The organism is Neobacillus vireti (assembly GCF_001026695.1).
Taxonomy (GTDB): Bacteria; Bacillota; Bacilli; order Bacillales; family Cytobacillaceae; genus Neobacillus; species Neobacillus vireti.
Map to the genome: position 1 here is coordinate 970,589 of NZ_LDNB01000002.1, position 26,837 is coordinate 997,425.

Annotated in this window: 30 protein-coding genes; 23 read left to right on the top strand and 7 right to left on the bottom strand. The window is 37.2% G+C overall.

All coding sequences use genetic code 11. The annotated features are described in order from the left end of the window. Window positions 1-3 precede the first annotated feature (3 nt). The 4 genes from AA980_RS05040 (at window position 4) to AA980_RS05060 (ending at window position 3,245) form a co-directional block, all read left to right on the top strand. Window positions 4-843, top strand: coding sequence for a carbon-nitrogen hydrolase family protein (locus AA980_RS05040; protein WP_024026641.1), 840 nt, complete (start codon window positions 4-6; stop codon window positions 841-843). Between the two features lie 15 nt (window positions 844-858). Continuing rightward, window positions 859-1,650 carry an SDR family oxidoreductase gene (locus tag AA980_RS05045; protein WP_024026642.1) on the top strand — a complete coding sequence of 264 codons (792 nt, stop codon included), beginning with the start codon at window positions 859-861 and terminating at the stop codon, window positions 1,648-1,650. A gap of 671 nt (window positions 1,651-2,321) precedes the next feature. Beyond that, window positions 2,322-2,789: a hypothetical protein gene (locus AA980_RS05055; protein WP_152681087.1), complete on the top strand. Its 468-nt coding sequence runs from the start codon at window positions 2,322-2,324 to the stop codon at window positions 2,787-2,789. A gap of 51 nt (window positions 2,790-2,840) precedes the next feature. After that, on the top strand, window positions 2,841-3,245 hold the full coding sequence (locus tag AA980_RS05060; protein WP_024026645.1) for a hypothetical protein: 405 nt from the start codon (window positions 2,841-2,843) through the stop codon (window positions 3,243-3,245). A 254-nt stretch (window positions 3,246-3,499) separates the two neighbouring features. On the opposite strand, the gene AA980_RS05065 is transcribed toward AA980_RS05060, so the two are convergent. Then, window positions 3,500-4,228, bottom strand: coding sequence for a DUF981 family protein (locus AA980_RS05065; RefSeq protein ID WP_024026646.1), 729 nt, complete (start codon window positions 4,226-4,228; stop codon window positions 3,500-3,502). A 275-nt stretch (window positions 4,229-4,503) separates the two neighbouring features. On the opposite strand from AA980_RS05065, the gene AA980_RS27125 reads away from it, so the two are divergent. Continuing rightward, entirely contained in the window at window positions 4,504-4,665 is a 162-nt protein-coding gene (locus tag AA980_RS27125) for a hypothetical protein (RefSeq protein WP_156351152.1), read from the top strand. A 144-nt stretch (window positions 4,666-4,809) separates the two neighbouring features. On the opposite strand, the gene AA980_RS05070 is transcribed toward AA980_RS27125, so the two are convergent. Beyond that, window positions 4,810-5,214, bottom strand: a complete 405-nt coding sequence (locus tag AA980_RS05070) for a GNAT family N-acetyltransferase (protein WP_024026647.1) — start codon at window positions 5,212-5,214, stop codon at window positions 4,810-4,812. A 153-nt stretch (window positions 5,215-5,367) separates the two neighbouring features. On the opposite strand from AA980_RS05070, the gene AA980_RS05075 reads away from it, so the two are divergent. From AA980_RS05075 to AA980_RS05095, 4 genes are all read left to right on the top strand, one after another. Then, window positions 5,368-5,793 carry a MarR family transcriptional regulator gene (locus AA980_RS05075; RefSeq protein WP_034723108.1) on the top strand — a complete coding sequence of 142 codons (426 nt, stop codon included), beginning with the start codon at window positions 5,368-5,370 and terminating at the stop codon, window positions 5,791-5,793. Window positions 5,794-6,018: 225 nt separating this feature from the next. Continuing rightward, window positions 6,019-6,456 (top strand): Imm26 family immunity protein, encoded by a 438-nt coding sequence (locus tag AA980_RS05080; protein WP_024026649.1) that lies wholly within the window; start codon window positions 6,019-6,021, stop codon window positions 6,454-6,456. A gap of 152 nt (window positions 6,457-6,608) precedes the next feature. After that, window positions 6,609-7,487, top strand: coding sequence for an aminoglycoside phosphotransferase APH(3') (locus tag AA980_RS05085; protein WP_024026650.1), 879 nt, complete (start codon window positions 6,609-6,611; stop codon window positions 7,485-7,487). Between the two features lie 444 nt (window positions 7,488-7,931). Continuing rightward, window positions 7,932-8,720 carry a putative protein N(5)-glutamine methyltransferase gene (locus AA980_RS05095; RefSeq protein WP_034723109.1) on the top strand — a complete coding sequence of 263 codons (789 nt, stop codon included), beginning with the start codon at window positions 7,932-7,934 and terminating at the stop codon, window positions 8,718-8,720. Between the two features lie 99 nt (window positions 8,721-8,819). On the opposite strand, the gene AA980_RS05100 is transcribed toward AA980_RS05095, so the two are convergent. Further along, window positions 8,820-9,236, bottom strand: coding sequence for a DUF1284 domain-containing protein (locus AA980_RS05100; RefSeq protein ID WP_024026652.1), 417 nt, complete (start codon window positions 9,234-9,236; stop codon window positions 8,820-8,822). Between the two features lie 272 nt (window positions 9,237-9,508). Here AA980_RS05100 and AA980_RS05105 point away from each other — a divergent pair, with 272 nt between their 5' ends. Further along, window positions 9,509-10,351, top strand: coding sequence for an aldo/keto reductase (locus tag AA980_RS05105; RefSeq protein WP_024026653.1), 843 nt, complete (start codon window positions 9,509-9,511; stop codon window positions 10,349-10,351). 63 nt (window positions 10,352-10,414) lie between these two features. Here AA980_RS05105 and AA980_RS05110 read toward each other — a convergent pair whose 3' ends face one another. Beyond that, complete coding sequence (locus AA980_RS05110) at window positions 10,415-10,711, bottom strand: DUF3243 domain-containing protein (protein ID WP_024026654.1); 297 nt, start codon at window positions 10,709-10,711, stop codon at window positions 10,415-10,417. A gap of 157 nt (window positions 10,712-10,868) precedes the next feature. Between AA980_RS05110 and AA980_RS05115 the strand changes: the two genes are divergently transcribed. Together AA980_RS05115 and AA980_RS05120 are read left to right on the top strand one after the other, a co-directional pair. Next, window positions 10,869-11,411: a GNAT family N-acetyltransferase gene (locus AA980_RS05115; RefSeq protein WP_024026655.1), complete on the top strand. Its 543-nt coding sequence runs from the start codon at window positions 10,869-10,871 to the stop codon at window positions 11,409-11,411. A gap of 32 nt (window positions 11,412-11,443) precedes the next feature. Then, on the top strand, window positions 11,444-11,932 hold the full coding sequence (locus tag AA980_RS05120) for a GNAT family N-acetyltransferase (protein WP_024026656.1): 489 nt from the start codon (window positions 11,444-11,446) through the stop codon (window positions 11,930-11,932). A 79-nt stretch (window positions 11,933-12,011) separates the two neighbouring features. On the opposite strand, the gene AA980_RS26795 is transcribed toward AA980_RS05120, so the two are convergent. Continuing rightward, window positions 12,012-12,161, bottom strand: coding sequence for a lmo0937 family membrane protein (locus AA980_RS26795; protein WP_024026657.1), 150 nt, complete (start codon window positions 12,159-12,161; stop codon window positions 12,012-12,014). A gap of 176 nt (window positions 12,162-12,337) precedes the next feature. Next, entirely contained in the window at window positions 12,338-13,114 is a 777-nt protein-coding gene (locus tag AA980_RS05125) for a TraR/DksA C4-type zinc finger protein (protein WP_024026658.1), read from the bottom strand. A gap of 306 nt (window positions 13,115-13,420) precedes the next feature. Here AA980_RS05125 and AA980_RS05130 point away from each other — a divergent pair, with 306 nt between their 5' ends. The 5 genes from AA980_RS05130 (at window position 13,421) to AA980_RS05145 (ending at window position 17,920) form a co-directional block, all read left to right on the top strand. After that, window positions 13,421-13,819 carry a cytidine deaminase gene (locus tag AA980_RS05130; protein WP_024026659.1) on the top strand — a complete coding sequence of 133 codons (399 nt, stop codon included), beginning with the start codon at window positions 13,421-13,423 and terminating at the stop codon, window positions 13,817-13,819. 172 nt (window positions 13,820-13,991) lie between these two features. After that, window positions 13,992-14,216, top strand: a complete 225-nt coding sequence (locus AA980_RS26135; RefSeq protein ID WP_268926621.1) for an aldehyde dehydrogenase family protein — start codon at window positions 13,992-13,994, stop codon at window positions 14,214-14,216. A gap of 124 nt (window positions 14,217-14,340) precedes the next feature. Beyond that, the gene (locus AA980_RS25655) at window positions 14,341-15,969 is read left to right on the top strand and encodes a BC_2427 family protein (protein WP_024026661.1); all 1,629 of its coding nucleotides are present in this window, start codon (window positions 14,341-14,343) and stop codon (window positions 15,967-15,969) included. A gap of 185 nt (window positions 15,970-16,154) precedes the next feature. Beyond that, a complete protein-coding gene (locus AA980_RS05140) occupies window positions 16,155-16,910 on the top strand; it encodes a CsxC family protein (protein WP_082195636.1) in 756 nt (251 codons plus the stop codon). Between the two features lie 182 nt (window positions 16,911-17,092). After that, window positions 17,093-17,920: a CsxC family protein gene (locus AA980_RS05145; protein WP_024026663.1), complete on the top strand. Its 828-nt coding sequence runs from the start codon at window positions 17,093-17,095 to the stop codon at window positions 17,918-17,920. A 544-nt stretch (window positions 17,921-18,464) separates the two neighbouring features. Here AA980_RS05145 and AA980_RS05150 read toward each other — a convergent pair. Next, entirely contained in the window at window positions 18,465-19,727 is a 1,263-nt protein-coding gene (locus AA980_RS05150; RefSeq protein WP_024026664.1) for a pyridoxal-phosphate-dependent aminotransferase family protein, read from the bottom strand. Window positions 19,728-20,014: 287 nt separating this feature from the next. On the opposite strand from AA980_RS05150, the gene AA980_RS05155 reads away from it, so the two are divergent. The 6 genes from AA980_RS05155 (at window position 20,015) to AA980_RS05180 (ending at window position 26,827) form a co-directional block, all read left to right on the top strand. Then, entirely contained in the window at window positions 20,015-21,178 is a 1,164-nt protein-coding gene (locus AA980_RS05155) for an SEC-C metal-binding domain-containing protein (RefSeq protein WP_024026665.1), read from the top strand. 216 nt (window positions 21,179-21,394) lie between these two features. Continuing rightward, window positions 21,395-22,657, top strand: coding sequence for a mechanosensitive ion channel family protein (locus tag AA980_RS05160; protein ID WP_024026666.1), 1,263 nt, complete (start codon window positions 21,395-21,397; stop codon window positions 22,655-22,657). A gap of 332 nt (window positions 22,658-22,989) precedes the next feature. After that, window positions 22,990-24,087: an ABC transporter substrate-binding protein gene (locus AA980_RS05165; protein WP_024026667.1), complete on the top strand. Its 1,098-nt coding sequence runs from the start codon at window positions 22,990-22,992 to the stop codon at window positions 24,085-24,087. 113 nt (window positions 24,088-24,200) lie between these two features. Then, window positions 24,201-25,046, top strand: coding sequence for an ABC transporter permease (locus AA980_RS05170; protein WP_024026668.1), 846 nt, complete (start codon window positions 24,201-24,203; stop codon window positions 25,044-25,046). After that, on the top strand, window positions 25,043-25,822 hold the full coding sequence (locus AA980_RS05175; protein ID WP_024026669.1) for an ABC transporter permease: 780 nt from the start codon (window positions 25,043-25,045) through the stop codon (window positions 25,820-25,822). The genes AA980_RS05170 and AA980_RS05175 overlap by 4 nt, the downstream gene beginning before the upstream one ends. After that, a complete protein-coding gene (locus tag AA980_RS05180; protein WP_024026670.1) occupies window positions 25,823-26,827 on the top strand; it encodes an ABC transporter ATP-binding protein in 1,005 nt (334 codons plus the stop codon). It begins immediately after the preceding gene. Window positions 26,828-26,837: the final 10 nt, after the last annotated feature.

A 26,837-nucleotide genomic window follows, 5' to 3' on the forward strand; every position in this document is an offset into this window, starting at 1 on the left:
AACATGACGAATAAACTAAAGGTTTCAATGGTCCAAATGCAGGTGACCGATCAGGTAGAAATAAATGTTCAAAAGGCTATCGAGTTAACGAAGGAAGCAGCAAAGAGTAATCCCGATGTAATCGTCCTCCCAGAAAACTTTCATTTAATGGGGACCAAACAGGATTTTTTTGAAAAAGCAGAAACGATTGATGGTCCTACCATTACAAAATTGAGGGAGACGGCCCGGGAATTAAGTACCTATATTGTTGCAGGGACAATGAAGCTGCGGGTGAATGAAGATGGAAAATTAAAAAATACATGCTGTGTGATTAATCCAGAAGGCGAAATTCAAGATGTGTATGATAAAATCCATACTTTTAACGCCCAGGTAGGCGGCAGAACCCATGATGGCAGCCAAGTAGAAGATGCTGGCGATCGGATTGTCGTCACAAATATTAAGGGAGTTCCAGTTGGCTTAAGCGTTTGTTTTGATATTCGTTTTCCAGAAATGTTCCGGATCTTGGCATTAAAAGGAGCAAAGGTCATTTTAGTACCAGCGATTTTTATGCTGCATACAGGAAAGGATCATTGGGAAGTACTTTTAAGGGCCAGGGCCATTGAGAACCAAGTATTTATGGTCGCACCAGCTACACATGGAAAATTCCCGCCGCATGATGATTGGAGTTACGGCCGGAGTATGGTCATCGACCCGTGGGGGCTCATGATTGCTCAGTCATCAGACAAAGACGGAGTTGTGACAGTTGAACTTGATTTAGATTTGGTGGAGGATGTCAGGAAAAGGGTGCCGTCTTTATCCCAGCGCAGACCAGATGTCTATAACTGGTCAGAGTTTGATCATTGATAGGAGAGGTTTAGTATGGATTTAGGTATAAACGGTAAAGTGGTTCTCGTAACGGCAGCAAGTAAAGGACTTGGATATGCGGTAGCCGAAGCAATGCTCGCTGAAGGGGCAAGTGTAGCCATTAGTTCAAGGAGCAAGGAAAGCATAAAAAAGGCAGCTGAAGAATTATCTCAAGGCGGGAAATATGATGTTTTCTCCGTAGCCGCCGATTTATCAAACCAAGATGAGGTGGAGCGGTTAATGGATCAAGTTCTCCATCATTTTGGTCAAGTGGATATTTTAATTTGTAATACCGGTGGTCCGAAAACGTCTGATTTTGTCGACACCGCAGATGGTGACTGGAAAGATGGGATGGATATGATGCTTTTTCCAGTCCTTCAAATGACAAAGAGAGTCATACCAAAAATGAAAGAAAACAAATGGGGCAGAATTATCTTTATGACCTCAACCTGGGTGAAACAGCCACGGAAAAGCGGGGTTATTTCGACAATGGCTCGCAGTGCGATTTCGGGATTATCTAAACACCTGTCAAATGAATTAGCATCAGATAATATCCTTGTCAATCAAGTATTGCCTGGCCCAACATGGACGGATCGGTCTAAGGAAATTACCAGACGTTTATCGGAAGCACGCGGGGTACCTGTTGAAGTCATTAAAGAAGAAATCGCTGAGGAAATTCCACTAGGACGATATGGAACTGCAGACGAGATCGCTAATGCCGTAACTTTTCTAGCTTCAGAAAAAGCATCCTTTATAACAGGTGCAGCCTTGCAAGTCGACGGTGGACAAATAAAAGCAACAATATGAATAATTACCAGACCAAATCGCATTCTGATTTGGTTTTTTTAATCCATAGTATATCAAGAGATTAGTGGAACCAAATTCAAAATGTACCTATAAATTCTTTGTATATTTGATATAATTTTTTTGAAAGAAAAAGTAATATTTTGGCTAGTGGAAAGGAGATAAAGTTTGATGATTAAGAGGAAATTTTTAGTCCTTTTATTTTTAATAGCTAACTTTTTAGTTTTACTGTCACCATTTTTCAGCAAAAGTTCCGTAAGCAATTATGATGATCTTAAAAATGCTGCATTTGGTTTTCCGTACCCTTTTGTTAACCAAGACCTATCCAGCTATGACCCACCATTTCCTTATGTTATGTCTATTTCTTCTCCCTGGGAAAATCCTACGTCAATAAATCCGTTATCTTTAATTGCCACTTTGTTAGTAATAAATGTGTCAATCTATTTTATGTACTATATGTTCAGTTTACTCAGGAAGTAATATTTCATAATCTTCAGGATTCAGATCAAAAGAGTCATATTCGACTATACGGTGGCAATAGTTAAAGGTGGATCGCCACATCAATCTTTTTGCTTGTTCTACAAAATGGGAAGGTTAGTGCAAAACAAGATATTTATACCTTTTTTTTCAAAATTTGCATTAAAATTGGTAATAGGAAGGAGGAGGAATTTCTGGTGGCAAAAAGATTAATTTGGCTATTTCTGGCTATTTCAATTCTTTTAATAGTTGCTCCGAATGTTCTTGCAGGTTCATCATCTTTTATTAGTGAAGAACAAGCAGGGGGATATGAGTACACAATAACGAAAGAAGGAATTGAGTACACTTGGACAGTAGGTTACAAAGGGAATCAATCAGTATCTAAAGAGAATGAAGAAAATAGAGAAGAATTAAATCATTTTAAGCATGCTGTTAGAGATATAAAAAAACAATTCATAAGCGTATGGACATTTGCATCTGGCTTTTTGATTTTAACAATATTAACAATATTACTTCATACGAAAAATAAACTAAGGTTTAAAGATGGAGGGGCATTTATTTTTTTATTTGCTGTAATTGCATTTGGCCAAACAGTTGTTGCTTTAACGGAACTAGATAGTGCATTTAGTGATGCAAGATTCTATTACGATAGATTATTGAACTAATAGGTGCTGGGATCCAATGATTTATTGGTACCGATAAATAGGGGTGTTAAATTGAAGAAATTTGTATTTTTGATTAGTTTCTCGCTAATTTTTCTAGCAAGCTGTTCGCAAGTCATTGCTATGCATAATAAAGGATTAGAGAAATCTATAAGTTCCGCTTTGGAGAAAAATAGTGTGACGGAAATCGATTTAAATTCTCTTACGGGCTTTGATTGGGATAAAGCATATTTAATAACCCCTTATACTGATCAAGAAACCATAAATAAGCAATTGGGCGTTAAATTTAAAGATCCAACTAATATGGCTTATCGAGATGATATATATTTGCTTGTATTTCTTGTTAAGAATGAAGTAGTTCAGTATGTTAAAATACCGACTAAATTTGGTTCGCTGATGCACGGAAATAAAGATGGTATTACGCCATCAAATGCAATCATAAAGATACATAAGAAATAAAAACTTTATACCAAAGGGACAATATTCTGGTCCACATCTTTTTTCAGTTTATCCCACTTACTACAAAGTTAATGGTAAACCATTCTTTTTTACGGTTTGAAAGCAGAGTCAGTTTCAACAGAACCTCTAGAGTTATCCTTTTTGGATGCAAGAGCATCGAGTGCAAAATTGGCCGGTGAATTTGGTATATAAGTAGCCTAATAAGAAAGGCAACCATCCTTTGTGTAAAGGATGGTTGCTCATTTTCATGATTCTTAGTGCCCCAGTGTGTGTATGATTAATCCTATATGAGTAAAATAATTCATAATACCGAATGCAGTCCAAATAATGCCAGTAATAGTCCATGCCCATTGATTGAATTTAAACAAACTTGGGCTTGGATTTTCTTTTTGGTTTACTGCGAAAAGAATAGCCCCAACACCTGTAAGAGCAAGTAACAAAGACATAAAAGTTGCTTCAATCATTGGATAATCAGCGAATAATCCGGAAATAGGTTCTTGAGGCGGTGCGGCAAATAAATGAAACGTAACACCAGCACATCCCATTGCAATAAGAGCAAATCCCATTGCAGCTCCGAAATAAGATATAGGCTTTAGTAAATATGGCAATTCCTTCCTTAACTTTTCAGATACTACAGTTGAATTGCTAGTATCAATCCCTTGTTTTAAATATAAATTTGCTTTTCTCCATAATAGAACCGTTATGCCTAATAAAAGAACCCCAAAAGCTATGGATGATTCACCAAAGATAATATCATCAAATGGAAAGCCCATTTTTGAAAGCGGCCAAGTCAATGACATGTGAAATCCAGTTATCGTTAAAATGAGCCCTGGAATGGCAAAACCAATAGCCCAACCCTCTAAATGCCCAATTTTATTTGCATGTAAGTGAGAAAAAAATCTAACAATTAATAATAATCCAATACCTACTGATACGGCCATAATCGTATTATATACTGCTGTTGTTGACCATTCTATAACCATAAGTTATACCACCTTCTAGTTAAGTTAATAACTTTTCTAATATAATAACAAATTGTATAATACCCTTTTATTTAGAAAGATATGTAATCTTTTCCTAAAAAATTTTTTTGCTAGTTGTAAAATTATATGCAACTAGCTATCCTCAGGAAAAAAATTGTGAAAGAATATACTTAAACAAACGGGTGCATGAGTTTAACAACGGAGGTAGCTATGGTACCTCCTTTTCTTATTAGTTTAATGGATATGTATGATATATTTTGTTCAGGAGGTGTATCATGCAAAAGGCAATCGTAGTTTATTATGTTACCGATAAGAAGAATAACTTAAGTGATTTAAATCAACTTTTGCAAGAGGGATGGAAGGTTGTCTCTCAGAGTGCTATGTCAGGTGGTTCAGTTTCAACAGTTTATTCACTTGTTATATTAGAGAAAAATTAGGAAACACTGCTTCGGGATCCATTGCACTAACGGGTGCTAGAGTTGAAGATGATGATCGCTGCGGCGGTCTTTTTTCTTCTTGTACGAACGTTTAGTTGAAGAACAAAATTAAAACCCATTCTTAACAGAATGAGTTTTGTCTTTCTAACTAGTGGTCGCTGTATTAGTATCAGTAGAAGTACGGTAGCCCAGTTTTTTATAAAAACCCTCTGCCTGTGTTTGCCCGTGTAATTTTACCTGAGATACTCCCTTTTCTTCTGCGATTTTTTCCAATGCTTTTATAATTATTTTGCCTTGACCAAATTTACGGTATGGCTTTAAGATACAAATTCTTTCTAATTTTCCTAAGCCATCAACAAATCTAATTCTTCCCGTTCCGACTGGTTGTTCATTGTAATAGACTAATATGTGTTCACATTGTCCATCCAGTGTGTCAAATTCATCTAGTTCATCTTCTAGTGGAACGCCTTGTTCCTCCACGAACACTTCTATCCTTATATTAAAAGCTACCCTTAAATCATCTTCCGATGAGATTCTTTTTGACTCCATTTTTATTCATTCCTTTCTGGATTTATTTTTGTAATTAAATCAGTCATAATTAAAATAACTTCCAAATGAGTATAAACGAAAATTTTTTGTTGTAAATACAACAAAAAAACGAAAGGATGGTATTTAAAAGTGGAAATTCTTCGTGAAATTGGAATGATAGCAAGAGCATTAGACTCTATCAGTAATATTGAATTTAAAGAATATGACCTTACAAAAGGGCAGTATTTGTATTTGGTTCGAATATTTGAAAATCCAGGAATTATACAGGATAAGTTGGCAGAAATGATTAAAGTAGACAGAACAACAGCAGCTCGTGCAATTAAAAAACTTGAAATGCAGGGTTTTATAGAAAAAAGAGATGATGATATTAATAAAAAAATAAAAAAACTATTTCCAACTGAAAAAGGGAAGAACGTTTATCCTTTTTTAAAAAGAGAGGGGGAGTATTCCAATATGGTTGCACTAAATGGATTCTCCCCTGAAGAAACAAAAGCAATTTTTCAGCTTCTTCATCGGGTTAGAAAGAATATAGAGGTAGAGTGGGACTTTGTAAAAAAGGGAAATAAGAGAGATTACTAAATGGTTTAGAATCATATTGTGAAGAAATGTACTTATGCTAACCGGGTGCTAGAGTTGAACATTTGTCGATTATTTATAAAGCATCTAACGGGGGCAAGGCTTTGAGATCAGCGCTTTCATTTTGGCAGCTTTTCTTGTTCTAACGGGGCAGGTTAACGGAAGAAGGAGAGTCGAGTTGAAACGTAGAATGTATTATCAATATGTTCTAAGAGTGTGGTGATTTTAATGGCAGGAAAGAAACGTAAACGAATCAAAATTGGGGATGTATATGCTATACCTTTGCCTAATGGCAAATATGCTTACGGTAGAATATTTAAAGATGCTGGCATAGGAATTTATAAACATATCGCAGATAGTATTGAAGACATTCCGAAGGGTGAGGAGTACCAATTTATTGTTGGTGTATATGAATATGTTCTAAAATCAGGAGATTGGACAGTTGTTGAAAATCGCCCATTTAAAAGTGATGATGAAGCATATCCACCTCCATCTTGTATCATTGATAGTATTTCAAGTGAATATTCCATTTACCATAAAGGGGAAATTCGAAGTGCAACAAAATCGGAATGTGAAGGATTAGAAGTGGCGGCAGTTTGGGCGGATAATCATATCATTGATAGAATTATGGGCGATGATAAGTGGCACAAAGATGATAAAATTTAATTTTTCCTTGCTACCCTAATGGGTGAAATCCTTTAACAAGGGATGTATTTTTCTTATTGAAGTAAACGGACAGCATTCCTATAAGAAGGATTACAAAGTGTTGGGGAAGAAAATACCTATTAGGATTAGAAAAAGGATGGGTGAGTTATATAATGATTATTAATACAGATTTAGTAATAAGATTAATAAACGAACAGTATCCAGAATGGTCTGAGTTATATATTACGCCTGTAAAAAATGGAGGAAATGATAATAGAACTTTTCATCTAGGCGATTATATGAGTGTTAGGTTACCAAGTGCAGCAGACTATGCTCCACAAGTAGAAAAAGAACAAAAGTGGCTTCCGATTTTAGCTGAAAAACTTTCATTACCAATTCCTGTTCCAATAGCAAAAGGAAATCCGAATGAAGAATATCCCTGGTCCTGGTCCATCAATAAGTGGCTTGAGGGAGAACCCCTATCGCATAACAATATTGAAAACCTTAATCAGATTGCAAAAGACTTGGGGTTATTTTTAATAGAGTTACAAGCCATCGATACTGACGAAGGTCCATTAGCTGGTAAGCATAATTTTTATAGAGGTGGGTCTTTATCTATTTACAATGATGAAACCCGAAATGCTATTGAGAACAACAAAGAGGATTTTGATGGAGGTTTATTGAGTGAAATATGGCAGTTAGCTTTAGATTCTGAATGGGAATCAAAGCCTGTGTGGGTACACGGTGATATAGCACCAGGGAATTTGTTAGTTAAAGATGGAAAGCTCTGTGCTGTTATTGATTTTGGTATTTTGGGAGTAGGAGACCCTTCTTGCGATGCAGCAATAGCTTGGAATTTCTTTGATGATTCCAGTAGAAAAGTGTTCAAGAATGAAATAAATTTAGACGAGGCAACCTGGAATAGAGCACGAGGATGGGCTCTATGGAAGGCATTGATAACATATGATGCTCAAAAAAATTCTGATAAAGTAAAAGCAAAAGAAGCATATAATACTATTCAGATAATAGTTGAAGATTACAAAAAAAATTAGTTCAATAAGAAGTGCTTTTTTTATTGGAGTAGGAACAAGAGAGTTAAATAAAAAAGAATCTATTAATAATGAGGGGATGATTTTTTGATTAGTCTATTGGAAAATGTATTCCAATTATCAGCGGTAATACTACTCCTATGTTCATTCTATTATTATCGACATTTTAAAAAAATTAAAAGAGAAAGAAAATTAACCTTATTTGAATTTTTAATTTATGTAATAACTCAAGTTGCACTTTATCTTTGTGCAGGTAGTTATCTACTTTTGTTTTTGGATAGAAATTTTGGATAGAGATACTTAAACAAACGGTTGCTGCGGCGACTTTTTTTCTTTTTCCTCGAACCTAGCAGGTTGAAGAAGGACTTTTCCAATTTTTAACGAACTTCCTATTATAACCGTTATAAAGGATGGGTGGTATTTATAGGAGAGCAAATTAATTTTTATATTGATGACAAAATTAAAAAAAGTATAATCGAGAAACTCCGGGACGCCGGTTGTGTTTTCGCAGAAGAAGAGGCCAAACTTCTTATATCTGAGGCTCGGACATTGGATGGCCTCTTCACTATGGTTAATCTTCGGATAACTGGTATCCCCCTTGAACATGTCCTCGGTTGGGCGGAGTTCTGCGGCATCAGGATAGCAGTAGACCAAGGAGTCTTCGTCCCGCGCCGCCGTACTGAGTATCTCGTCCAAAACGCTGTTGCCATTTCAATTCCTGGAGCCAAAGTCGTTGATCTCTGCTGTGGTACTGGCGCGGTGGGTGTCGCGATAGCCAATGCTCTGGGGTGGATTGAGTTGTATGCAGTCGACATCGACCCAACTGCTGTGCGCTGTGCCCGCCGCAATGTTACTAGCCAAGGTGGGCTCGTCTATGAAGGTGACCTTTATGAACCACTACCAGCCAAATTGCGTGGGAAAGTCAATATTCTGGTAGCAAACGCACCTTACGTACCTACCACGGCAATCACGCTGCTTCCCCAGGACGCACGTCTCCATGAACCAAAGGCGGCGCTTGACGGAGGAGATGATGGACATGATATTCAGCGAAGAGTGGCAGAAGAAGCATCTCTCTGGCTGGCTCCGGGCGGGCATCTATTAGTAGAGACAAGCCAAATGCAGGCACATCAGACTTTTGAAATCTTTAGCCAATACGGACTAATACCTCAGTTAGCACACAATGATAAGCTGGACGCTACTATTGTAATTGGAACCAAGCCTACCCCTCTAGAATAAATGAGGGAAGCTATTATTTTCGCTGTATTAAAGGGGGAGAACCCCGACGTGCTACACTGAGGATCTGACTTTTTTAAAATTGATCGTATTGCTGCGGGCTTATTGAACTTCTCTTAAGCCCTTTCCTTCATGAATCTCTCGAATCCCTTCCTCGCAAACCCCATAAGAACGCCAAGAACAAGTTTCGCAAACTACCTGAATATCGGAGGGAACGACATGCTTGCGGATACGGGACTCAATGTCGTCCCAATTCAGAATTTGGCCGATTTTAAGGTTCATTTTGTCTAAGATAATGGCATCTCGTTCATAGATCTGGTCGTTTTGGCAATGATATTCGCCTGAGTTAGGGTACTTTTCGCATAACTCATCTGGTCCCTTTACGAGCTGAATCAACGTTTTTGGGTTGTTTCTCAAGATTTGATGCAATCGCGTCATATTTTCTACGTATTCTTGGGAATAACCCATTCCCCGATAGCCTAAAAGGCAAAAAAGATGATGTCCTCGCAGCTTATACATAATCTTCCCCCAGTGTGTTTACTCCCTTGGATTTAAAAGTAAACTTTAAAGTGTATATTTTTTATCTTAACATATGATACTTAATCAATTGATAATTTTAAAAACTGACTGTTGAAAAATATTTAATTTATATTAGCGATTTTTAGCTAATAACCTAATGGAAAATATGGTTTTATAGAAGGTTAAGATGAAATTTTGTTGAACTTGTAAAGAAGAAGAAAAATTTCAGTTTTATTCAAGTTAGAAAAAATTATTAAAAGGAGTGAATAATTTTGGGTAGTACAATTCCGGAAATTACACTAAATGATGGGATTAAAGTGCCGGTGATCGGTTTGGGTACATATAAACTAAAGGGAAATGAAGGTGTCAATTCAATCCTAAGTGCAATTGATATCGGCTATCGACTTATCGACTCAGCGTATAATTATGAAAATGAAGGAACGGTAGGGGAGGCCGTTAGACGCAGTTCTGTTCCAAGAGAAGAATTAAAAATAACATCCAAATTGCCAGGCCGCTATCAATCGTATGACCAAGCGTTTACGACCATTCAGGAATCATTATTTCGTGCAAATCTTGATTATTACGACTTTTACCTGATTCATTGGCCAAACCCTAAACATGATACATATGTAGAAGCGTGGCAAGCATTAATTGACGCTAAAAAAGAAGGCCTTATACGTTCCATTGGTGTCTGTAATTTCTTACCTGAGCATTTGGAGCGCTTAGAAAAGGAAACTGGCGTAAAACCCAGCATGAATCAAATTGAGTTACATCCATTTTTCAATCAAGCACCGCAAAGAAAATGGCATGAAGAGAATAATATACAGACTGAATCTTGGAGTCCATTAGCGCGAGCAAGTGAGGTTTTACAAAATGATACGATTCAACAGATTGCCGAACAGCATAACAAGTCAATTTCACAAATAATATTACGTTGGCATTATCAGCTTGGGGCCATTTCCATTCCGAAATCTGCAGCTCCTGCACGGCAGCTTGAAAATATATCTATTTTCGACTTTACCCTTGACGATAAGGACATGTGCATGATTTCAGGATTAACTCGGGCGGATGGCAGAATGAACAATCAAGATCCTGCTTCATATGAAGAATTTTAAACTCATCAGTTAAAAACCCATCACTAATATTAATTAGTGATGGGTTTTTTTAATAATATTCGATTATTCCTGCACTAAACGTACAAGCATATGAGACAGTTTGTGTTGTTCTTCCTCAGTCCCCACGTTCCAAAGCTCTTGTAATAAACGCTCTTCCGAATTTTTTGGTGACTGCTTATCGGCGAGATAATCGGCCACCTTTTGTGCGGAATTGGCTAATTGCTCCTCATCCATCCCTAGTTTTTTACCTAAATCCACCTTTCCTCTCAAATATTCTCTGAAATCATCAAAACTTGTTAGGGAATCTCCGTTTTTATAAATATGGTTTTCTATTTCTTGGTCATTTAACTGCTTATCCACGAATATCACTCCTTATTTATTGTCCAACACTGGTTTAATGTGCATAGACTATACATACCCTTTGTCCTACTAGATAAAACATTTTTTTAGATTACAATAAAGAGGACTCGTTATAATTTTAAGGAAGACTAACTGAAACCTAGATGAGGTGATATTTATGTTATTTGAAAAAGAAAATATAAATGTGCGCCAATTGCAGCAAGAGGACAAGTATTTACTTGTTAAATGGCTTTCGAATCCTTCCGTTCTTGAATTTTATGAAGGGCGGGACAATCCGTTTGATTTGGAAAAAGTAAATAAGAAGTTTTATAATCGGGAGAATGGTGTTTTTAGATATGTGGTCGAGTACGAAGGGATAAGTATCGGATACATACAGATCTATCATGTGAATGAGTCAACAAGTCCAATTGATGATCATGATGAAGAAGAAACAGTTTTTGGCATGGACCAGTTCATTGGCGAAACCGAATATTGGAACAGAGGAATTGGGACATTACTTGTAAAGTCGATGGTGGAGTATTTAATTGCGCAGAACCAAGCGACTCGGGTAATTATGGATCCTCAAATATCGAATTTACGCGCATTATCATGTTACGAAAAGTGTGGTTTTAAGAAGATTCGATTACTCTCGAAACACGAATTACACGAAGGAAAATATCGAGATTGTTGGTTAATTGAATATAAAAATTCTTCTTTATGAAACTACAATTATTTTCTGGGGGAGTGTTGGAGATGTTAAAAATACGAAATGTAAAAATGGAAGATTTAGCGGAACTTGTAGTCATCGAGCAGCTTTGCTTTACAAAAGAAGAGGCGGCGACAAAGGAAGCGTTTGAAAAGCGGATTCAAGTCATTCCTGATAGTTTCTTTGTGGCTGAGGCAACGGGCGAGATTGTCGGTTTGGTTAATGGTCCTGTCATTGACAAAGCATATATTACGGATGACCTGTTTAGTGATTTAAACGCAAATCCAGCATCTGGCGGTCATCAAAGTATTTTAGGATTAGCAGTGTCACCGCATTTTCAAAAACGTGGTGTGGCATCGGCGTTACTTTCATATTTTGAAAAAGAAGCGATGGCAAAGGGACGTGAAACGATTACCCTTACATGTAAGGCTGACTTAATTCAATTTTATGAAAAGCATGGCTACCTAAACAAAGGTGTATCAGCCTCTGTGCATGGTGGGGTCATTTGGTACAATATGATCAAGAACTTGCAATGAATTAATGTTCAAGGGTCAGACCCCCGATGCGCTAACGCTTTAGCACGCTGGGGGTCTGACCCTTTTTTGATGATTGTGTTTATACTTTATTCGCCTTACCTGTAATTAATTTGAAAACGAATACCACGAGAGCCACCACTAATAGAATGTGGATAAGTCCCCCTGCAATATGGAATACAAGCCCAAGGACCCAAAATAATAGTAATAAACCAATAATTGTCCAAATCATCATAACTCCCTCTTTCTTTGATAAATATTTTACTCTATGTGTTATACCCACTTTTAACAACAATATATTAATTTATAAAAAGTTTTAAATTAATAACTCCCATTTATTATTGAGCTGTATGATAATCGTTTGTATTTTCAACAGGGGTTTTTAACCCGAAAAAACGGTGACTGAAATTAGTCAGTCTCTGTTTTCTTATGATCTTGTTTATCATTTAAATAGCTGTCTTTCATTTTATATGGAATATCCCCAATTTTTGATTCAATTCCTTGTTTTTCTAGCAGTTCCTTGTCTTCTTTCAACTTCCTGGACATTACAACGTTTTTTTGCTCACCAGTGATGTCTGTGGCAGAATAAGTTTCATAATCCTCAGCGTATGATTCTTCATTTTTACCTTTGTTATACAGATCATTATAGTTTTTATAATCCCCAACGAGGTCGGCAGGAGTTTCCGAGGTTCCAAACCTGGCTACTTCCTCAAAACTATCTTGAGTATCGACAACACCTTGTTCCGGATCATGCCTGAAGGAATTAACTTTGGGTGGCTCTAGGATGTCTTCCTCAACTGGGCGATAATCACCGCCTGATGTTTCCGAAGTGTGTTTTACACAATATAAGGTTGAAGGAAGAACTTCCAACCGCTCGAAAGGAATTTCTTCCCCGCAAACCTGGCACTTTCCATAGGTACCTTTTTCAATGGCCTCCAAGGCAGTATTTATTTTTTCAAGCTCTTTAATCTGGTGGTCCTCTAATGCAATGTCACGTTCACGCTCAAATAATTCAGTACCCAGGTCAGCAGGATGGTTGTCATAGGCCGATAATTCTCCGACTGTTTCCTGCATGCTTGCATCCGTATTCCTGTATTGACTGATAGAATTTATTTGGTCTAGAATTGTCTGTTTCTCTTCCTTAAGCCTCTTTTCTAATGTATCAAGTTGGTTTGTAGACAACATGATTATTCACATCCCCTCATAATTGCTAGTAATCACTTAAAATAATACCCTTTCTGTCCATGATAAAAACCTGACACTATGATGCAACAAGTGGCAGATTCACTCGAACGTAACAAGGTTTATAGCTTCTGCAATAGGAGTTTTTATGTTCTAAATTATCAATACACACTAGGATAGCAGGTCTAACTCTTTTTTAATATTGACAAATATTCGGAAAAATGATAACGTAAGAAGTCCTGCTAATCAAAACTGTTGGCATTAAGGGGACTGTGAAAAGTTCATTCTTCTTTGAAAAGGATGGGTAATATGAACAAAGAGCAATTAGTGGAAAGTGCACGTAAGATGAAGGAAAGAGCCTATGTACCTTATTCCAAATTTCCAGTTGGAGTAGCGTTACTGCTAAAAGATGGTACTGTTATTAATGGAGTAAACGTGGAAAATGTTTCATTAGGTGCAACAAATTGTGCTGAGAGAACAGCTATTTTCACTGCAATAGCAAGCGGTTACAAAAAGGGCGATTTCCAGGCTATAGCAGTAGCAGGTGATACGGTAGATTTTCTTCCACCTTGCAGCATTTGCAGACAGGTTTTAGCAGAATTCTGTTTACCTGAAATGCCTGTTTATTTAACAAATGAGAAGAAAGATATATTAGAATTAACCTTAAGGGAATTATTACCTTATGCATTCACAGATTTAGATATGTAAATATGGTTCCAAGGGTCAGCCCCCCGACACGCTAAAACTATCGCGTGCAGGGGGGCTGGCCCTAATTTTTTTTCGAGATTTTTTTATTTTTTGAAAAAATGTCCATTATAAAGGGACATTAAACTTTTTTTATGGAGCAAAGCTATTTACAATTAATTTAACTGATTTAGCTATTCACTATAATGTAAACGATTTTAGATTTGAGCAAAAGGTAGGCGACCCGCAAAATATAGACACAAAAATGGGTCCGCTTGTCAGTGAACAACATTATCAAAAGGTAAAAAGCTATCTTGAAATTGCGAAAGACGAGAAAGCCATCTTAATCTGCGGCGGTAAACGGCCGGAACTTCCTGAATATTTACAAGATGGATATTATCTAGAATTTAGAGCACTTTAGTCAACTGTCGACTTTCAAAGTTATTGCATCAGTAATTGATTTAGAAATTTGGAATTGTTTGGGCAAATATAAATATAAAGCATAAATTAATAAAATGAGGATTGTTTGGTTTGGGAGTGAAATAATGAAGACACCGTGGATAAACCATACTAAAATGGAGGAAATATGTTCCAATCAAATGTTTGTTTATAAATCTTCACCTTCAAAAGTTCAAAATATATCCATAGCTCTGAATTTCATATGTATAAATCAAGAGCGTAAAGAAGCAGATAAGGATATTAGTGAATTAGATTCTGCGCCAAGCTGTGTTGATGTAACTACAACAAACAATCATCGAGAAAATAATGAAATAAACATGGTGCCCGAACAACACGAAAAAAATCATACTAACAGTACACATGATCTCGATAAATTATCTGATGACATTGATTCTAAACCTGTTCCTCCTACCGAATCTGACATTATGAATGAAATGAAGGATTTTCTTGATAAAGAAGAGGTGGTTGAAACCCATCCAGTTGATGAAACGAAGGATACAGCTCAAACAGATTCTGCAGTAGACCGTCAGCAACCATCTGGATCTGACTTTATCAATGAAATGAAGGATTCTCTTGATAAAGAAGAGGTGGTTGAAACCCATCCAGTTGATGAAACGAAGGATACAGCTCAAACCAATTCTGCAGATGACCGTCAGCAACCATCTGAATCTGACTTTATGAATGAAATGAAGGATTCTCTTGATAAAGAAGAGGTGGTTGAAACCCATCCAGTTGATGAAACAAAGGATACAGCTCAAACAGATTCTGTAGTTGACTATCAGCATCCTGCTGAATCTGACTTTATCAATGAAAATAAGGATTTCCTTGATAAAGAAGAGGTGGTTGAACCCGACCCAGATGATGAACCAAAGGATACAGCTCAAACAGATGCTGCAGTTGACCGTCAGCATCCCTCAGCATCAGACTCCATGAATGATTTGAAGGGTTTTTTTGATAATAATGAGACCGGTGAAACCAATCCACCTGGTGATACTAGTGAACTTATGTATCGCCAAGGAAGAGTATGTTTTATGACTAAAAAAAGTCCATTCTCCATCCATGTAGAAATTGAAGATTTTCTTCATGCTCCTATCTGTGGTGATATCGTTCAAAATACATTTGAATTTCTTGACCTAAACAATAAACAAACCCCTGATGTAAATACAAAACTAAATAATACCACTACTTATTATCCAGAACAGCCTGATTGCCGTTTGGTTTGCTCTAAAATTCATGAAATTGTAAGCTTAACTGATAGTCAAAATGAGGGTAACAATAACAAGAATAATCATTATAGAGCAGTAGCAGTTCCTTTGCACGACTCACTATTTACGAAAGAAGAATCAAATCATAATTCTTATGTGCACATAAGGGTTCCAGTTGTAATAGGGGAGTACAAAATTGAGATAGGTTTGAAAGAAAATATTACATTTAAGGAAGAAGTTATCGGGATTAAAGAAATTTCTAAAGAGGTTGTTCTTAGCAATTTCAGATTAGTACCTACTGTACTTTCACAATCGTTAAATAATGGGACACGTACAGTATTAAAAGGGAATTTGTTTATCGAAGGATATATTCTCCAGAAAATTGAGTATACTGCATTATCCAATAAAAATACGGAATCCTTTACTCCTTCAACCCAATTAAATCAGAAAATGGTTGTGGAATTAATCATTCATATCCTGCAAGTTCAACAAGTCCGAGTCAAAAGATAGCTTTTTTATGAATTTACTATCAAAATGCCCTATTTCTTTTAAAATAGGTAAAACTGTCCAATTCTTTAAAGTGAATACGGAATACATTAATCCTGTAAGATCTTAAGATCTTAAAAAAAATTATGAAATGAGGTAATTTTTTGGGATTAAATGATAAGCTTCAACCAAATCAAGTAAATCAACCTATGGACCCTCCAGGTCCTTGCGCAATAACACCTACTCCACTGAGTTCATTCACGTCTGCACCTACCGATTTTGTTGTAAATGGAGGTGTTACGATCGTTAAAGTGCCTGTTGTAGTGGCGGAGTTAACAATTCAAATTCCTATCGAAGCAACAATTGATCTTGGAGCTGCAGCAACTGAAATTAAGCAAGTGAAAAAAAGTGTATTTCTAGATCAAGTGAAACTTGTTCCGGTTGCACCATTTACACGTATTGGAACCACTGACTTTTTTGAGGTGACAAGAGCTAAATTATTTATAGCAGGGCATATTCGAAAAGATATTCAATTTACTACGGCAGGCGCTGTAGCTGGTGCATGCCTGACATCTCTTATGGATAGAGTTGTCGATATTCCATTCACTGGTTTTACAGAAGTTACATTTGCTGCCGTCAACCGGCCAATAATTGGTATTTCTGAAACTGCCGAGGCTAATTTCCTTAATGAGACAAACCCCTTAGTTCCTCGCTTGGATAAATTTTTCTTCAACAATCTTGTTAAATTCAATGAACAGCCATATGGTGAGTTAGTAGCCGCCAACTTCTTTGAACTTGATTTTTCGCCAACGATCACAACTCCTGAGGGCGCTTTTACCTCAATTACTGAGAAGCTCGTTCTGGACCTTACGCTAAAAGTATTACAACTGCAGCAAGTTACACTTACTGGTTCTGTTGCATTAGTTCCTTTGCTTACCGGACTAACTCCTCCACCAACTCCTTAATCGATGTGTGTCAGCATATTTTAGAATAAAGGTTCTGTTACTTGTAAACAGAGCCTTTTTTTATTTATGTCCCAATTTCCCCAAATATAGGTGAATACCCATTCTTTAAGACAAATGCGGAATACTCTAACAATGTAAGAAAGAGTGAATCTCTTAATATATAAAGAAATGGGGTTATATTAATGGATAGTCACCAATCTGAACTTCAATCGGAGCATCATAATCATTCAGAGCCTCATCATGAGCCAGAAGGCCTCCCTGTCCCCGGAGGTCCATGTTCAGTAGAACCGACAGCACTAACGCCATTTACGAATTCACCTACCTTGGCAGTTGGTAATGGATCGACAGTTAGTTTAATTAAAGTGCCTGTTGTAACAGCAGAACCAACAATCCAAATCGTGGTAGAGGCAGATATTAATCTTCATCCTGCAGCAACAGAAATTAAAAGAGTGAAAAAAAATGTATTTCTAGATCAAGTGAAACTTGTTCCAGTCGCATTTACACGGATTGACAACACTGACTTTTTAAATGTGACAAGAGGTAAATTATTTGTAGAAGGGCATATTCGAAAAAATATTGAATATGCTTCGCATGAATGTAAGGGAGAACTCCTAGATCGAATTGTAGATGTTCCATTTTCTGGTTTTACAGACCTTACATTTGGTACCGTTGGCAATTTCGCAGGTAATTTCCCAATCATAGGGATTGCTGAAAATGCTGAGGCTGTTTTCCTTAATGCGACTACCAACTTGGGTGCTCGCTTGGATAAATTTTTCTTTAATAATCTTGTCAAATACAATGAACAACCATTTGGTGAATTAGTAGCCGCCAACTTCTTTGAACTTGATTTTTCACCAAAGATGGTATCCCCTGAGGGAACTTTTAACACGTTGCGTGAAAAAATCGTCCTGGATCTTACGCTAAAAGTATTACAACTGCAGCAAGTTACGATTAATGGTATGGCGGTAGTTCCTGTGCTTTCTGGGCTTACTCCACCTGGAAGTCCGTAAGCAACCCTCAGTAGGGAACCGTCTATTGCTGGACCGGTCATGTGGCTGCATGTCGGTCTTTTTTACCAAATACTTAGTTTTTATATAGAATGTATGTTCTTGTTTCAGGGATGATGATATAATAAACATGTAATAGTATCGGGTTTCTCAAGGGTGGTCGGCACACTCCCCGCTGAAAGGGGGTGGTGCTGATTGACAGTTTTTGAATCATTAATGTTTGCGATTGGTTTCGCAAGTTTAATCGTTGCTATTCTGTCATTTAATAACCATAAAAAATAATCCACCCTTGAGTTGAATGGCCTTGGGTGGATTATTATTCACACAATGTCGATCCCCCTTGAAGGGAACCTGCTATTGCATTAGACCGTGTGGTGTAGCAGCACCAGCGGTCTTTTTTAATATATGCAGTTTATTAGTTATAGTATAACCGAAATTTTTAGCAAAGAGAATAGATTAGCAGTTGTACATTAAGATATCTTCAAATTTATGCTTTAAAAACGATAGCACCATAAATTTGTGCCGCCTCTACTCTAAAAATTTATGGTCAGCTCCCAATCACGACCGTTTCGATATTTTGTTGCTGTTTGTTTTCATCATAGACATTCATTGCCGCCTGCACACTTTCACCCTTATTTACGTTAAAACCTTTTCTGATAAGCGTTGCCTCCAAGGCGGCAAGAACATGGAGAATATTTTTCTTTCGACTACTATATCCCATTGTCCCAATCCTCCAGATCTTTCCATGAAGCGGTCCGAAAGAACTGGCAATTTCTATTTCAAAATCTTCTAGCAGCATCGAGCGTACTTCATCACTATCAATCCCATTAGGAACCTCAATGCAGGTTACGACTGGAAGCTTATGCTTTTCATCACCAAATAGATGTAACCCCATTGCTTTAATACCGGCCACTAATGCTCTTTCATTTAACTTATGACGCGCAAATCTATTTTCAAGACCTTCCTCTAGAACAATACGAAGCCCTTCTCTTAATGCGTATTGCATACTAGTCGCTTCTGTATGATGATTGAGGCGTACCGGGCTCCAATAATCTTGGAGTTGCGCTAAGTCGAAATAATTGCTGATAATCCGATCGTTGGAAGGCTCACTTTGGAAGGACCTTAAGCCTAGTTCAATACTTTTCCTTTTCAGTAGGATTTCTTCAATTCGATGGTTATAAGTAATCGGAGCCAATCCAGACGGAATCGAAAGACATTTTTGCGTCCCACCAATAACAGCATCGAGCTTAAGTTCATCAACTTTAAGATCGACCCCTCCTATAGATGCTACAGCATCAACGATTAAGAGAACATCTGCATTCCGACAAGCTTCGCCAATCTCCTTTAGTGGCTGCATACAGCCAGTGGAAGTTTCAGCATGGACAATGGCGACAATTTTAGGAGAAACTTCATGAATTTTATTAATTATTACTTCCGGATCAAAAACCTCTCCCCATGGAGCTTCTAGTGTAGTAACTTCTGCGCCATAGCGTTGGCAGATTTCAGTTAACAGGTATCCGAACCTGCCGAAAATTGGGACTAAAACGCGGTCCCCGGGTGTAATGATACTGCAAAGGACAGCTTCGATACCAGATCGGGAAGTCCCGTCAATCGGATATGCCCATTTGTTTTCCGTTTGAAAAAGAGAACGGAGCATCTCCATCGTTTCATTCATTATATTTGTAAATGCTGGATCAAATTGACCTAATATGGGAGTCGCCATTGCTCTTAAAACACGGGGATCTACTTCTACTGGTCCAGGTGTCATAATTGTTCTATGAGGAACATTTAAATCTTTGTACTTGGTCATAAAATAAAGCCTCCTAATGTGAAAATAGAAATGAAAATTATTTAAAAAAATGAAAGCGTTCCCTATTCATCAACACTTTTTCAAAATAATAATAGAATTTTAACAAGATAAAGCGCTAAAATCAACAAGATTCCAAATATTTAAAATGGAAATCATTTTGCAAAGCCGACCGAGGTAGAAGGCGCTTTAAAATTATTGAAGCCTAACTCACATCTTTTGGTGAATTTTTTTTTGGAATTTTGGTATTATGGAAGATGACATAAAGCTACTCTGAAAGGACGCTGCACATGACATTTTTAGAAAAGGTTAAACCCCACTTAATTAGCGATGATATTTTAATTCAAGAAACTGTTCTTCATACACTACATGATTATCCTAGCGTTCCTGAAGAATGGACAGTAGCGTTATTGAGAGAGGCTTTTAAGCATAAAGAGAAGCAATCTTCCATTTTAATTTATGTGGAAAAACAAACCATCAATGAAGAAGCAGTACAGATTTTACTTGAAAATATCCCTAAGATGGATCAGTCTGAGAACCATTTAGCGTTAGGATTATTAGATTATTTGGAACCAGAGCTTGCTCGAAAATATAAGGAGCCATTGAAAAGATATATTAACGATGATACCTGGGCGTTATACGAGTTAATCGAAAATGGGACTGAGGAAGACGTTTACGAGGAATATGCCAAAACGATCAATAGCCTTGACCGAGCAGATTCTTATCAGCACGACAAATTTGTAAAAGCAAAAAAACTAGCGAAATGTTTGGTGCAAAATAATTGGATTACAGCAGAGGAAATTGCTTTTGATATCGAGAATGAATTAAAGAAGAAATGGTTTTCCTATAGCGGAATCCTGTCAGTTTATATGATTGGATTATTAAAATTGCCGCAGTTTATCCCCGTGCTAGCACGCTTGTTAGTAAGGGATGACGATATCTTATTAGAAGAGGCTGCTTTTGCGTTAATTTGTTTTCAAAATGATGATGTTGTAAAAGAAGTTGCACCTTATTTAAAGAAATCGGATTCGATTATTTTTGCCGCTTCAGTTGTCGAAAATATCAAAACGGACCTTGCTGTAGAGGTTTTAAGAGAGGCTTACAGGGCTGCAAAAGAATTAGAGGATCAAGATTTATTAATCGAGGCACTCTGTCATCAGCTATCAAAGGTCGCATTGCCGGAAATCTCTGCCCATATGGAAAACGAGTATTTATCAGGGCTTGTTGATATCGAACAGGTCGTCTATAGTTATTATTCCATTCTTGGCGAGCAGCACCCTGAATTAGAGGAATGGAAACATGCAGCAATGGAAAGTGAAATGGATTACCGGAACGCACAAAAGCAATCGAATACGCTGCAAAGTGTACCTGTTCGAAATGAAAATCAAGTTGGTAGAAATGACCCATGTCCATGTGGAAGCGGGAAAAAATATAAAAAATGCTGTGGGAAATGATAAATAAGATCAAAAACAAAACGGCTAATCGCTGTAAACTTCATGAATGAAAAAAGGGTCAGTCCTTTGGTGAAATAATTTCTTTAACTCACCGATTTTCTGACCCTTTTTTCTTAAATGTAAAGAATAAGATAGAAAAAAGGACCTATAGAACTATCCCTATGGCTATCTGTATAATTGTAACTATCTCAATATAACATCAAGGGAGAAGAATTTATGAATTACATCAATAACCTGCTTTTAAAATTTGATATAGATCCCACCTTAGCTGGGTATCTTTCTATTATTCTTATGATTCTTTTTATAGCAGTCATCTGTATTGCAGCGAATTTTATTACGAAAAAAGTAGTAATCAGGGTTATTACTCATATTGTGAAAAATAATAAATTCACGTGGGATACAATGCTATTGGAAAGAAGGGTATTTCATAAGCTATCTCATTTTGTTCCTGCAATCATTATTTATTATTTTGCACCAACCTTTCCAAGCTATCAGGAATTGATAGAAAAGAGTGCCGTTGCCTATTTAATCATAATGGGATTAATGGTGATGAACAGCTTATTAAATGCAATTAATGATATTTATCAAACCTATGATATATCTAAGGTTAAGCCAATAAAAGGGTATATCCAGGTAGTTAATATTATTGTCATTACACTTGGAGTAGTATTGGTTATTGCGAACCTGGTTGGAAAGAGCCCACTTGTTTTTCTAAGCGGGATTGGTGCACTCTCTGCCATCCTTATGTTGGTTTTCAAAGATTCATTGTTAGGACTTGTTGCTGGGATTCAATTGGCTTCTAATGATATGGTTCGGGTTGGTGACTGGATTGAAATGCCGAAATACGGGGCAAATGGAGATATCATTGATATTTCTTTAAATACAGTAAAGGTACAAAATTTTGACAAAACGATTACTATGATTCCAAGCTATGCGATGATATCCGATTCCTTTATAAATTGGAGAGGGATGCAAACCTCTGGAGGGCGACGGATCAAGCGATCATTATTTATTGATATAAATAGTATTGCCTTTTGTACCGAGGAGATGATTAGGAAATTTAATACTATCGAATATCTCTCGGACCATATTATCGAGAGGGAACGTGAAATTGCAGAGTACAATACGAAGAACGATATTAACAGGAGCAATCCAGTGAATGGAAGGGCACTTACTAATATTGGTGTATTTAGGGCGTATATCAGCAATTACATTCAACATCATCCTGGAATCAATCAAGAAATGAGCTTAATGGTTAGACAATTAGAACCAACAGAACACGGGCTTCCTCTAGAAATATATGCATTTTCAAATGATATAAGATGGGCGGTATACGAATCGGTACAAGCGGATATCTTTGACCATCTTTTCGCCGTAGCACAGGAGTTTGGACTTCGCATATTCCAGAATCCATCTGGGCATGATTTGAAAACGATTGTGGATGAATCAAAGAGGGAAGTAATGAAATATAGGAACTGACCCTCAGTGGTCTTAAAGTCATACTCCCGAAGCGCTAAGGCTTTAGTGCGCAGTGGGTTTGACCCACTGGCCAGGGCGATGTCAGCGCCGTTCAAGCAGCGGTTGATGCAATAATAGATTCTTAATGTTAGGCACCTTCTAGGATTTTGGAAGGTGCCTTTTTATTTAGTTAAGGTATTGTGAATATATTGTAAATATTTAAAATATTTATTTATAAGTAAGTAGTTACGGTATAACATAAAGTTAATATTTGATTGGTATCGTTTTTAATGTGTTTTACTGATATTTAGTTTACCAAACAAACATTTGAAAATGTGGGGGGAAAACTTTTTATGAAAAAAGGCTCATTAGTGAAAATGGCCGCAGTTGGAATTTTATCAGTTTCATTGTTTGCAGGTTGTTCAAACACTTCTAAAACCGATTCAAAAAAGTTAGATTCTATTAAGCTAACCCTTGAAGAAATCACCAAGAAAGCAAAGGAAGAAGGAAAACTAAATTCAGTCGGTATGCCTGATCAATGGGCAAACTGGAAACAAACGTGGGATGATTTAAAATCAAAATACAACATTGAACATATTGACACGGACATGTCAAGTGCTGAGGAATTGGCAAAATTTGAATCCGAAAAGGAAAATGCATCTGCTGATATCGGGGATGTCGGAATTAATTTTGGACCCCTAGCAAAAGAAAAAGGATTAACCCTCGCATATAAAACCTCCTATTGGGATGATGTGCCTGAGTGGGCAAAAGATGATAAGGGGCATTGGATGGTAGGTTATACAGGTACAATTGCCTTTATTACAGATAAAACAAAAGTAAAGAATCCGCCTAAGTCATGGAAGGATTTAGAGAATGGTGATTTTAAAGTAACCGTTGGAGATGTCTTAAAGGCAAGCCAGGCCCAATTTGCCGTATTAGCAGCCGCTTTTGCTAAAGGAGGAGACGAGGCAAATATACAGCCGGGGATTGATTTCTTTGAAAAGTTAGCGAAGGAAGGCCGTCTTGTTACAACTGACCCTAAAGTAACAACATTAGAAAAAGGGGAAGAAGATGTTGCCCTTGTTTGGGATTTCAATGGTTTAGGATATCGTGACAATATTGATGCAAATCGTTTTGATGTCACAATCCCTGAAGAAGCATCTGTCGTTTCTGGTTATGCATCGGTAATTAACAAATATGCTAAACATCCTTATTCAGCAATACTGGCAAGAGAATATATTTTCTCAGATGAAGGACAGGCAAACTTAGCCCGTGGCTATGCAAGACCTATTCGCGATAATGTAAAGCTGCCTGAAGATGCTAAAGCGAAGCTTCTGCCAAATGAACTATACAAAAATGTTAGACCGGTTAAAGATATGAAGGCTTGGGAAAAAACAATTCCAACATTGCTGGAATTATGGGAAAGCAAGGTATTAATAAATGTCAAATAAGTTGATTTTTTTAAATGGGGGCGCCTTCTATTTAAGAAGGCGTTTTTCAATAGTCGCTTTTATTTTCGAAAAACACAAGCGTTTGCTTTATGCAACGAAAGGGGTTTTTGATATTGAAACGTATGAATGGAATGTTTCTCATTAGTATCATTCCGTTTTTCATTTTGGTTCTTTTGTTTTTATTTGTCCCGCTTTTTTTTATGCTTTATAGCAGTTTTCAAGGCGATGGAGGATCAGGATTTACCTTCAAACAATATTTAGAAATATTTCAAAACACTTATTACCACCAGGCATTTAAAAATAGTATCATCATTAGCTTTTTCTCAAGTTTAATCGCTATAGGCCTTGCTGTGTTCGCAACTTACTCAATCACCCTATTTTCAAAAAAAATACAAGACCGAATCCTGGTATTTGCCAACCTAACTGCGAATTTTGCAGGAATTCCGTTAGCGTTTGCCTTTATCGTAATTTTAGGAAACAGCGGTTTGTTTACCTTATTATTTAAACATTTTGGCTGGGATTTACTGAATTCCTTTAATCTCTACTCCTGGTCGGGATTGGTCCTCATTTATATTTATTTCCAGCTTCCGCTTGCTGTCATGCTGATTTATCCAGTATATCAAGGGATTCAAGCACAATGGAAAGAGTCGGCAGCCCTTCTTGGAGCGTCACCTTTACAATTTTGGCTAAGAATTGGTGGACCAATTATTTTGCCTAGTATCGCAGGGACCTTCAGTATTCTTTTTGCTAATGCAATGGGAGCTTATGCCTCAGCATTTGCTTTGACAGGAAGTACCTATAACTTGGTTACGATTCGGATTGGCGCGCTTACAACGGGAGATATTTTTGCAAGACCTGAGCTCGGAAGTGCAATAGCAACCCTATTAGGCGTAACCTTAGTTGTTGCATTACTCATAAATGAATGGTTGACCCGCAGGATTCGGAGGGATTTATCATGAAAAAACCATTCTATCATTATATTACGATTGGCATTGTTCTATTGTACTTACTGATTCCCTTACTAGGTACATTTCAATATTCTTTTGCTACCTCTTGGCATAAAACTATTTTACCGGAGGGCTTTACAATAAAATGGTATGTTGAATTATTTGGTGATCTTCGGTTCCTAAAATCTTTAGGCCGATCTCTGGTTATGTCCCTTGGTGCAACGATTTTAACATTAGTTATCATGGTCCCTGCTATTTTCTCCATTGTCTTATACGCACCGAAGTTAGAAAAAATGATTCAATCTCTTATCGTAATGACGTATGCAATGCCGGGAATCATTCTTGCCGTAGGATTAATCCGCGCCTATTCGACCAGTGGAATTTCGATGGTGCTTATTACCATCGGTGCTTACTTTGTCGGAATCCTGCCTTATATGTATCAGGGGACGCGTAACTCTTTGAGGAATATAAATGCAGAGTCCTTGATGGAGGCGGCAGAAATATTGGGAGCAAGCCGATATACGGCCTTCCAAAAAGTGATTGTGCCAAATATTATCTCGGGAATTCTTGTTTCGTCATTACTCTCTTTCTCCATCTTATTCGGGGAATTCGTCCTTATTAATTTATTAGTCGGCGGCCATTTTGAAACAGTTCAAATCTATTTATTTCAAAAATTAAGCCAGAGCGGTCATATTGCCAGTGCTATTGTCGTTTGCTACTTTCTCCTAATTAGTATTCTTTCAGCAATAATGATAAAAATGACACGCAAAAAAAAGGAGCCCGTATAAATGAGTTTTTTAACGATAGAGAATATTAAAAAGTCCTTTGACAACGAAACAGTTTTGCACTCTTTAAATCTTTCGATAAAAGAAGGAGAATTTATTACATTGTTAGGTCCAAGCGGCTGTGGGAAAAGTACTCTGTTACGGACAATTGCAGGATTAATCCATCAGGATGAAGGTAAAATCCATATTGATGGAAAAGATGTGACTGAGGTAAAGCCTAAAGACCGCCAAGTGGGTATGGTGTTTCAATCGTATGCGCTATTTCCGAATATGACCGTTCAGGAAAATATCGAATTTGGTTTGAAGATGAAGAAGTTGGATAAGGAAACGGTTAAACAAAATGCCGCGAAGATTGTCGAACTGGTTGAATTAACAGGGAAAGAAAAATCGTATCCCCGTGAGCTGTCAGGCGGTCAGCAACAGCGAGTTGCATTAGCCCGTTCCTTGGTAACACGGCCGAAAGTGTTATTACTCGATGAGCCGCTTAGTGCCTTGGATGCCCAAATTCGTAAAAACCTGCAAAAACAACTTCGCAGTATCCAACAGGAACTGAATATGACAACGATTCTGGTGACACATGATCAAGAAGAAGCCATGGCGGTAAGTGACTATGTTTATATTATGAATAAAGGCCAAATTGCTCAAAGCGGGACACCGCATGAAATTTATACCCGCCCTGTTAACGAATTTGTTGCGCGGTTTATTGGCAACTATAATGTTTTAACCCGGGAAGAAGTATCGAATTTATTTAAAGGAGAGAAAAACTTTAAGAATAAGATGTATGCCATTAGACCAGAAGCCTTTAGTGAGGATCGTATTCTAGACGGCTATGAAATATCAGGGAAAATACAAAAAACGTCCATGCTCGGCAATATCACTCGTTTTGAATTAGAGGCCAATCATGTTTCCTTTATCGCAGATCGGTTACACAAAATAGATGAAGATGCTCAAAAACAGGAGACAAAAACATTATATCTTAACCGTAAAGACGTGATTCCACTATCATGAATGTACTGTT

What these genes read in the sequence shown, in the direction of transcription:
- AA980_RS05040 (WP_024026641.1), top strand. Translation starts at nt 4, where the DNA reads ATGACGAATAAACTAAAGGTTTCAATGGTCCAAATGCAGGTGACCGAT.
- AA980_RS05045 (WP_024026642.1), top strand. Translation starts at nt 859, where the DNA reads ATGGATTTAGGTATAAACGGTAAAGTGGTTCTCGTAACGGCAGCAAGT.
- AA980_RS05065 (WP_024026646.1), bottom strand. Translation starts at nt 4,228, where the DNA reads ATGGTTATAGAATGGTCAACAACAGCAGTATATAATACGATTATGGCC.
- AA980_RS27125 (WP_156351152.1), top strand. Translation starts at nt 4,504, where the DNA reads ATGCAAAAGGCAATCGTAGTTTATTATGTTACCGATAAGAAGAATAAC.
- AA980_RS05070 (WP_024026647.1), bottom strand. Translation starts at nt 5,214, where the DNA reads ATGGAGTCAAAAAGAATCTCATCGGAAGATGATTTAAGGGTAGCTTTT.
- AA980_RS05075 (WP_034723108.1), top strand. Translation starts at nt 5,368, where the DNA reads ATGATAGCAAGAGCATTAGACTCTATCAGTAATATTGAATTTAAAGAA.
- AA980_RS05080 (WP_024026649.1), top strand. Translation starts at nt 6,019, where the DNA reads ATGGCAGGAAAGAAACGTAAACGAATCAAAATTGGGGATGTATATGCT.
- AA980_RS05085 (WP_024026650.1), top strand. Translation starts at nt 6,609, where the DNA reads ATGATTATTAATACAGATTTAGTAATAAGATTAATAAACGAACAGTAT.
- AA980_RS05100 (WP_024026652.1), bottom strand. Translation starts at nt 9,236, where the DNA reads ATGTATAAGCTGCGAGGACATCATCTTTTTTGCCTTTTAGGCTATCGG.
- AA980_RS05115 (WP_024026655.1), top strand. Translation starts at nt 10,869, where the DNA reads ATGTTATTTGAAAAAGAAAATATAAATGTGCGCCAATTGCAGCAAGAG.
- AA980_RS05120 (WP_024026656.1), top strand. Translation starts at nt 11,444, where the DNA reads ATGTTAAAAATACGAAATGTAAAAATGGAAGATTTAGCGGAACTTGTA.
- AA980_RS26795 (WP_024026657.1), bottom strand. Translation starts at nt 12,161, where the DNA reads ATGATTTGGACAATTATTGGTTTATTACTATTATTTTGGGTCCTTGGG.
- AA980_RS05125 (WP_024026658.1), bottom strand. Translation starts at nt 13,114, where the DNA reads ATGTTGTCTACAAACCAACTTGATACATTAGAAAAGAGGCTTAAGGAA.
- AA980_RS05130 (WP_024026659.1), top strand. Translation starts at nt 13,421, where the DNA reads ATGAACAAAGAGCAATTAGTGGAAAGTGCACGTAAGATGAAGGAAAGA.
- AA980_RS25655 (WP_024026661.1), top strand. Translation starts at nt 14,341, where the DNA reads ATGAAGACACCGTGGATAAACCATACTAAAATGGAGGAAATATGTTCC.
- AA980_RS05140 (WP_082195636.1), top strand. Translation starts at nt 16,155, where the DNA reads ATGGACCCTCCAGGTCCTTGCGCAATAACACCTACTCCACTGAGTTCA.
- AA980_RS05145 (WP_024026663.1), top strand. Translation starts at nt 17,093, where the DNA reads ATGGATAGTCACCAATCTGAACTTCAATCGGAGCATCATAATCATTCA.
- AA980_RS05150 (WP_024026664.1), bottom strand. Translation starts at nt 19,727, where the DNA reads ATGACCAAGTACAAAGATTTAAATGTTCCTCATAGAACAATTATGACA.
- AA980_RS05155 (WP_024026665.1), top strand. Translation starts at nt 20,015, where the DNA reads ATGACATTTTTAGAAAAGGTTAAACCCCACTTAATTAGCGATGATATT.
- AA980_RS05160 (WP_024026666.1), top strand. Translation starts at nt 21,395, where the DNA reads ATGAATTACATCAATAACCTGCTTTTAAAATTTGATATAGATCCCACC.
- AA980_RS05165 (WP_024026667.1), top strand. Translation starts at nt 22,990, where the DNA reads ATGAAAAAAGGCTCATTAGTGAAAATGGCCGCAGTTGGAATTTTATCA.
- AA980_RS05175 (WP_024026669.1), top strand. Translation starts at nt 25,043, where the DNA reads ATGAAAAAACCATTCTATCATTATATTACGATTGGCATTGTTCTATTG.
- AA980_RS05180 (WP_024026670.1), top strand. Translation starts at nt 25,823, where the DNA reads ATGAGTTTTTTAACGATAGAGAATATTAAAAAGTCCTTTGACAACGAA.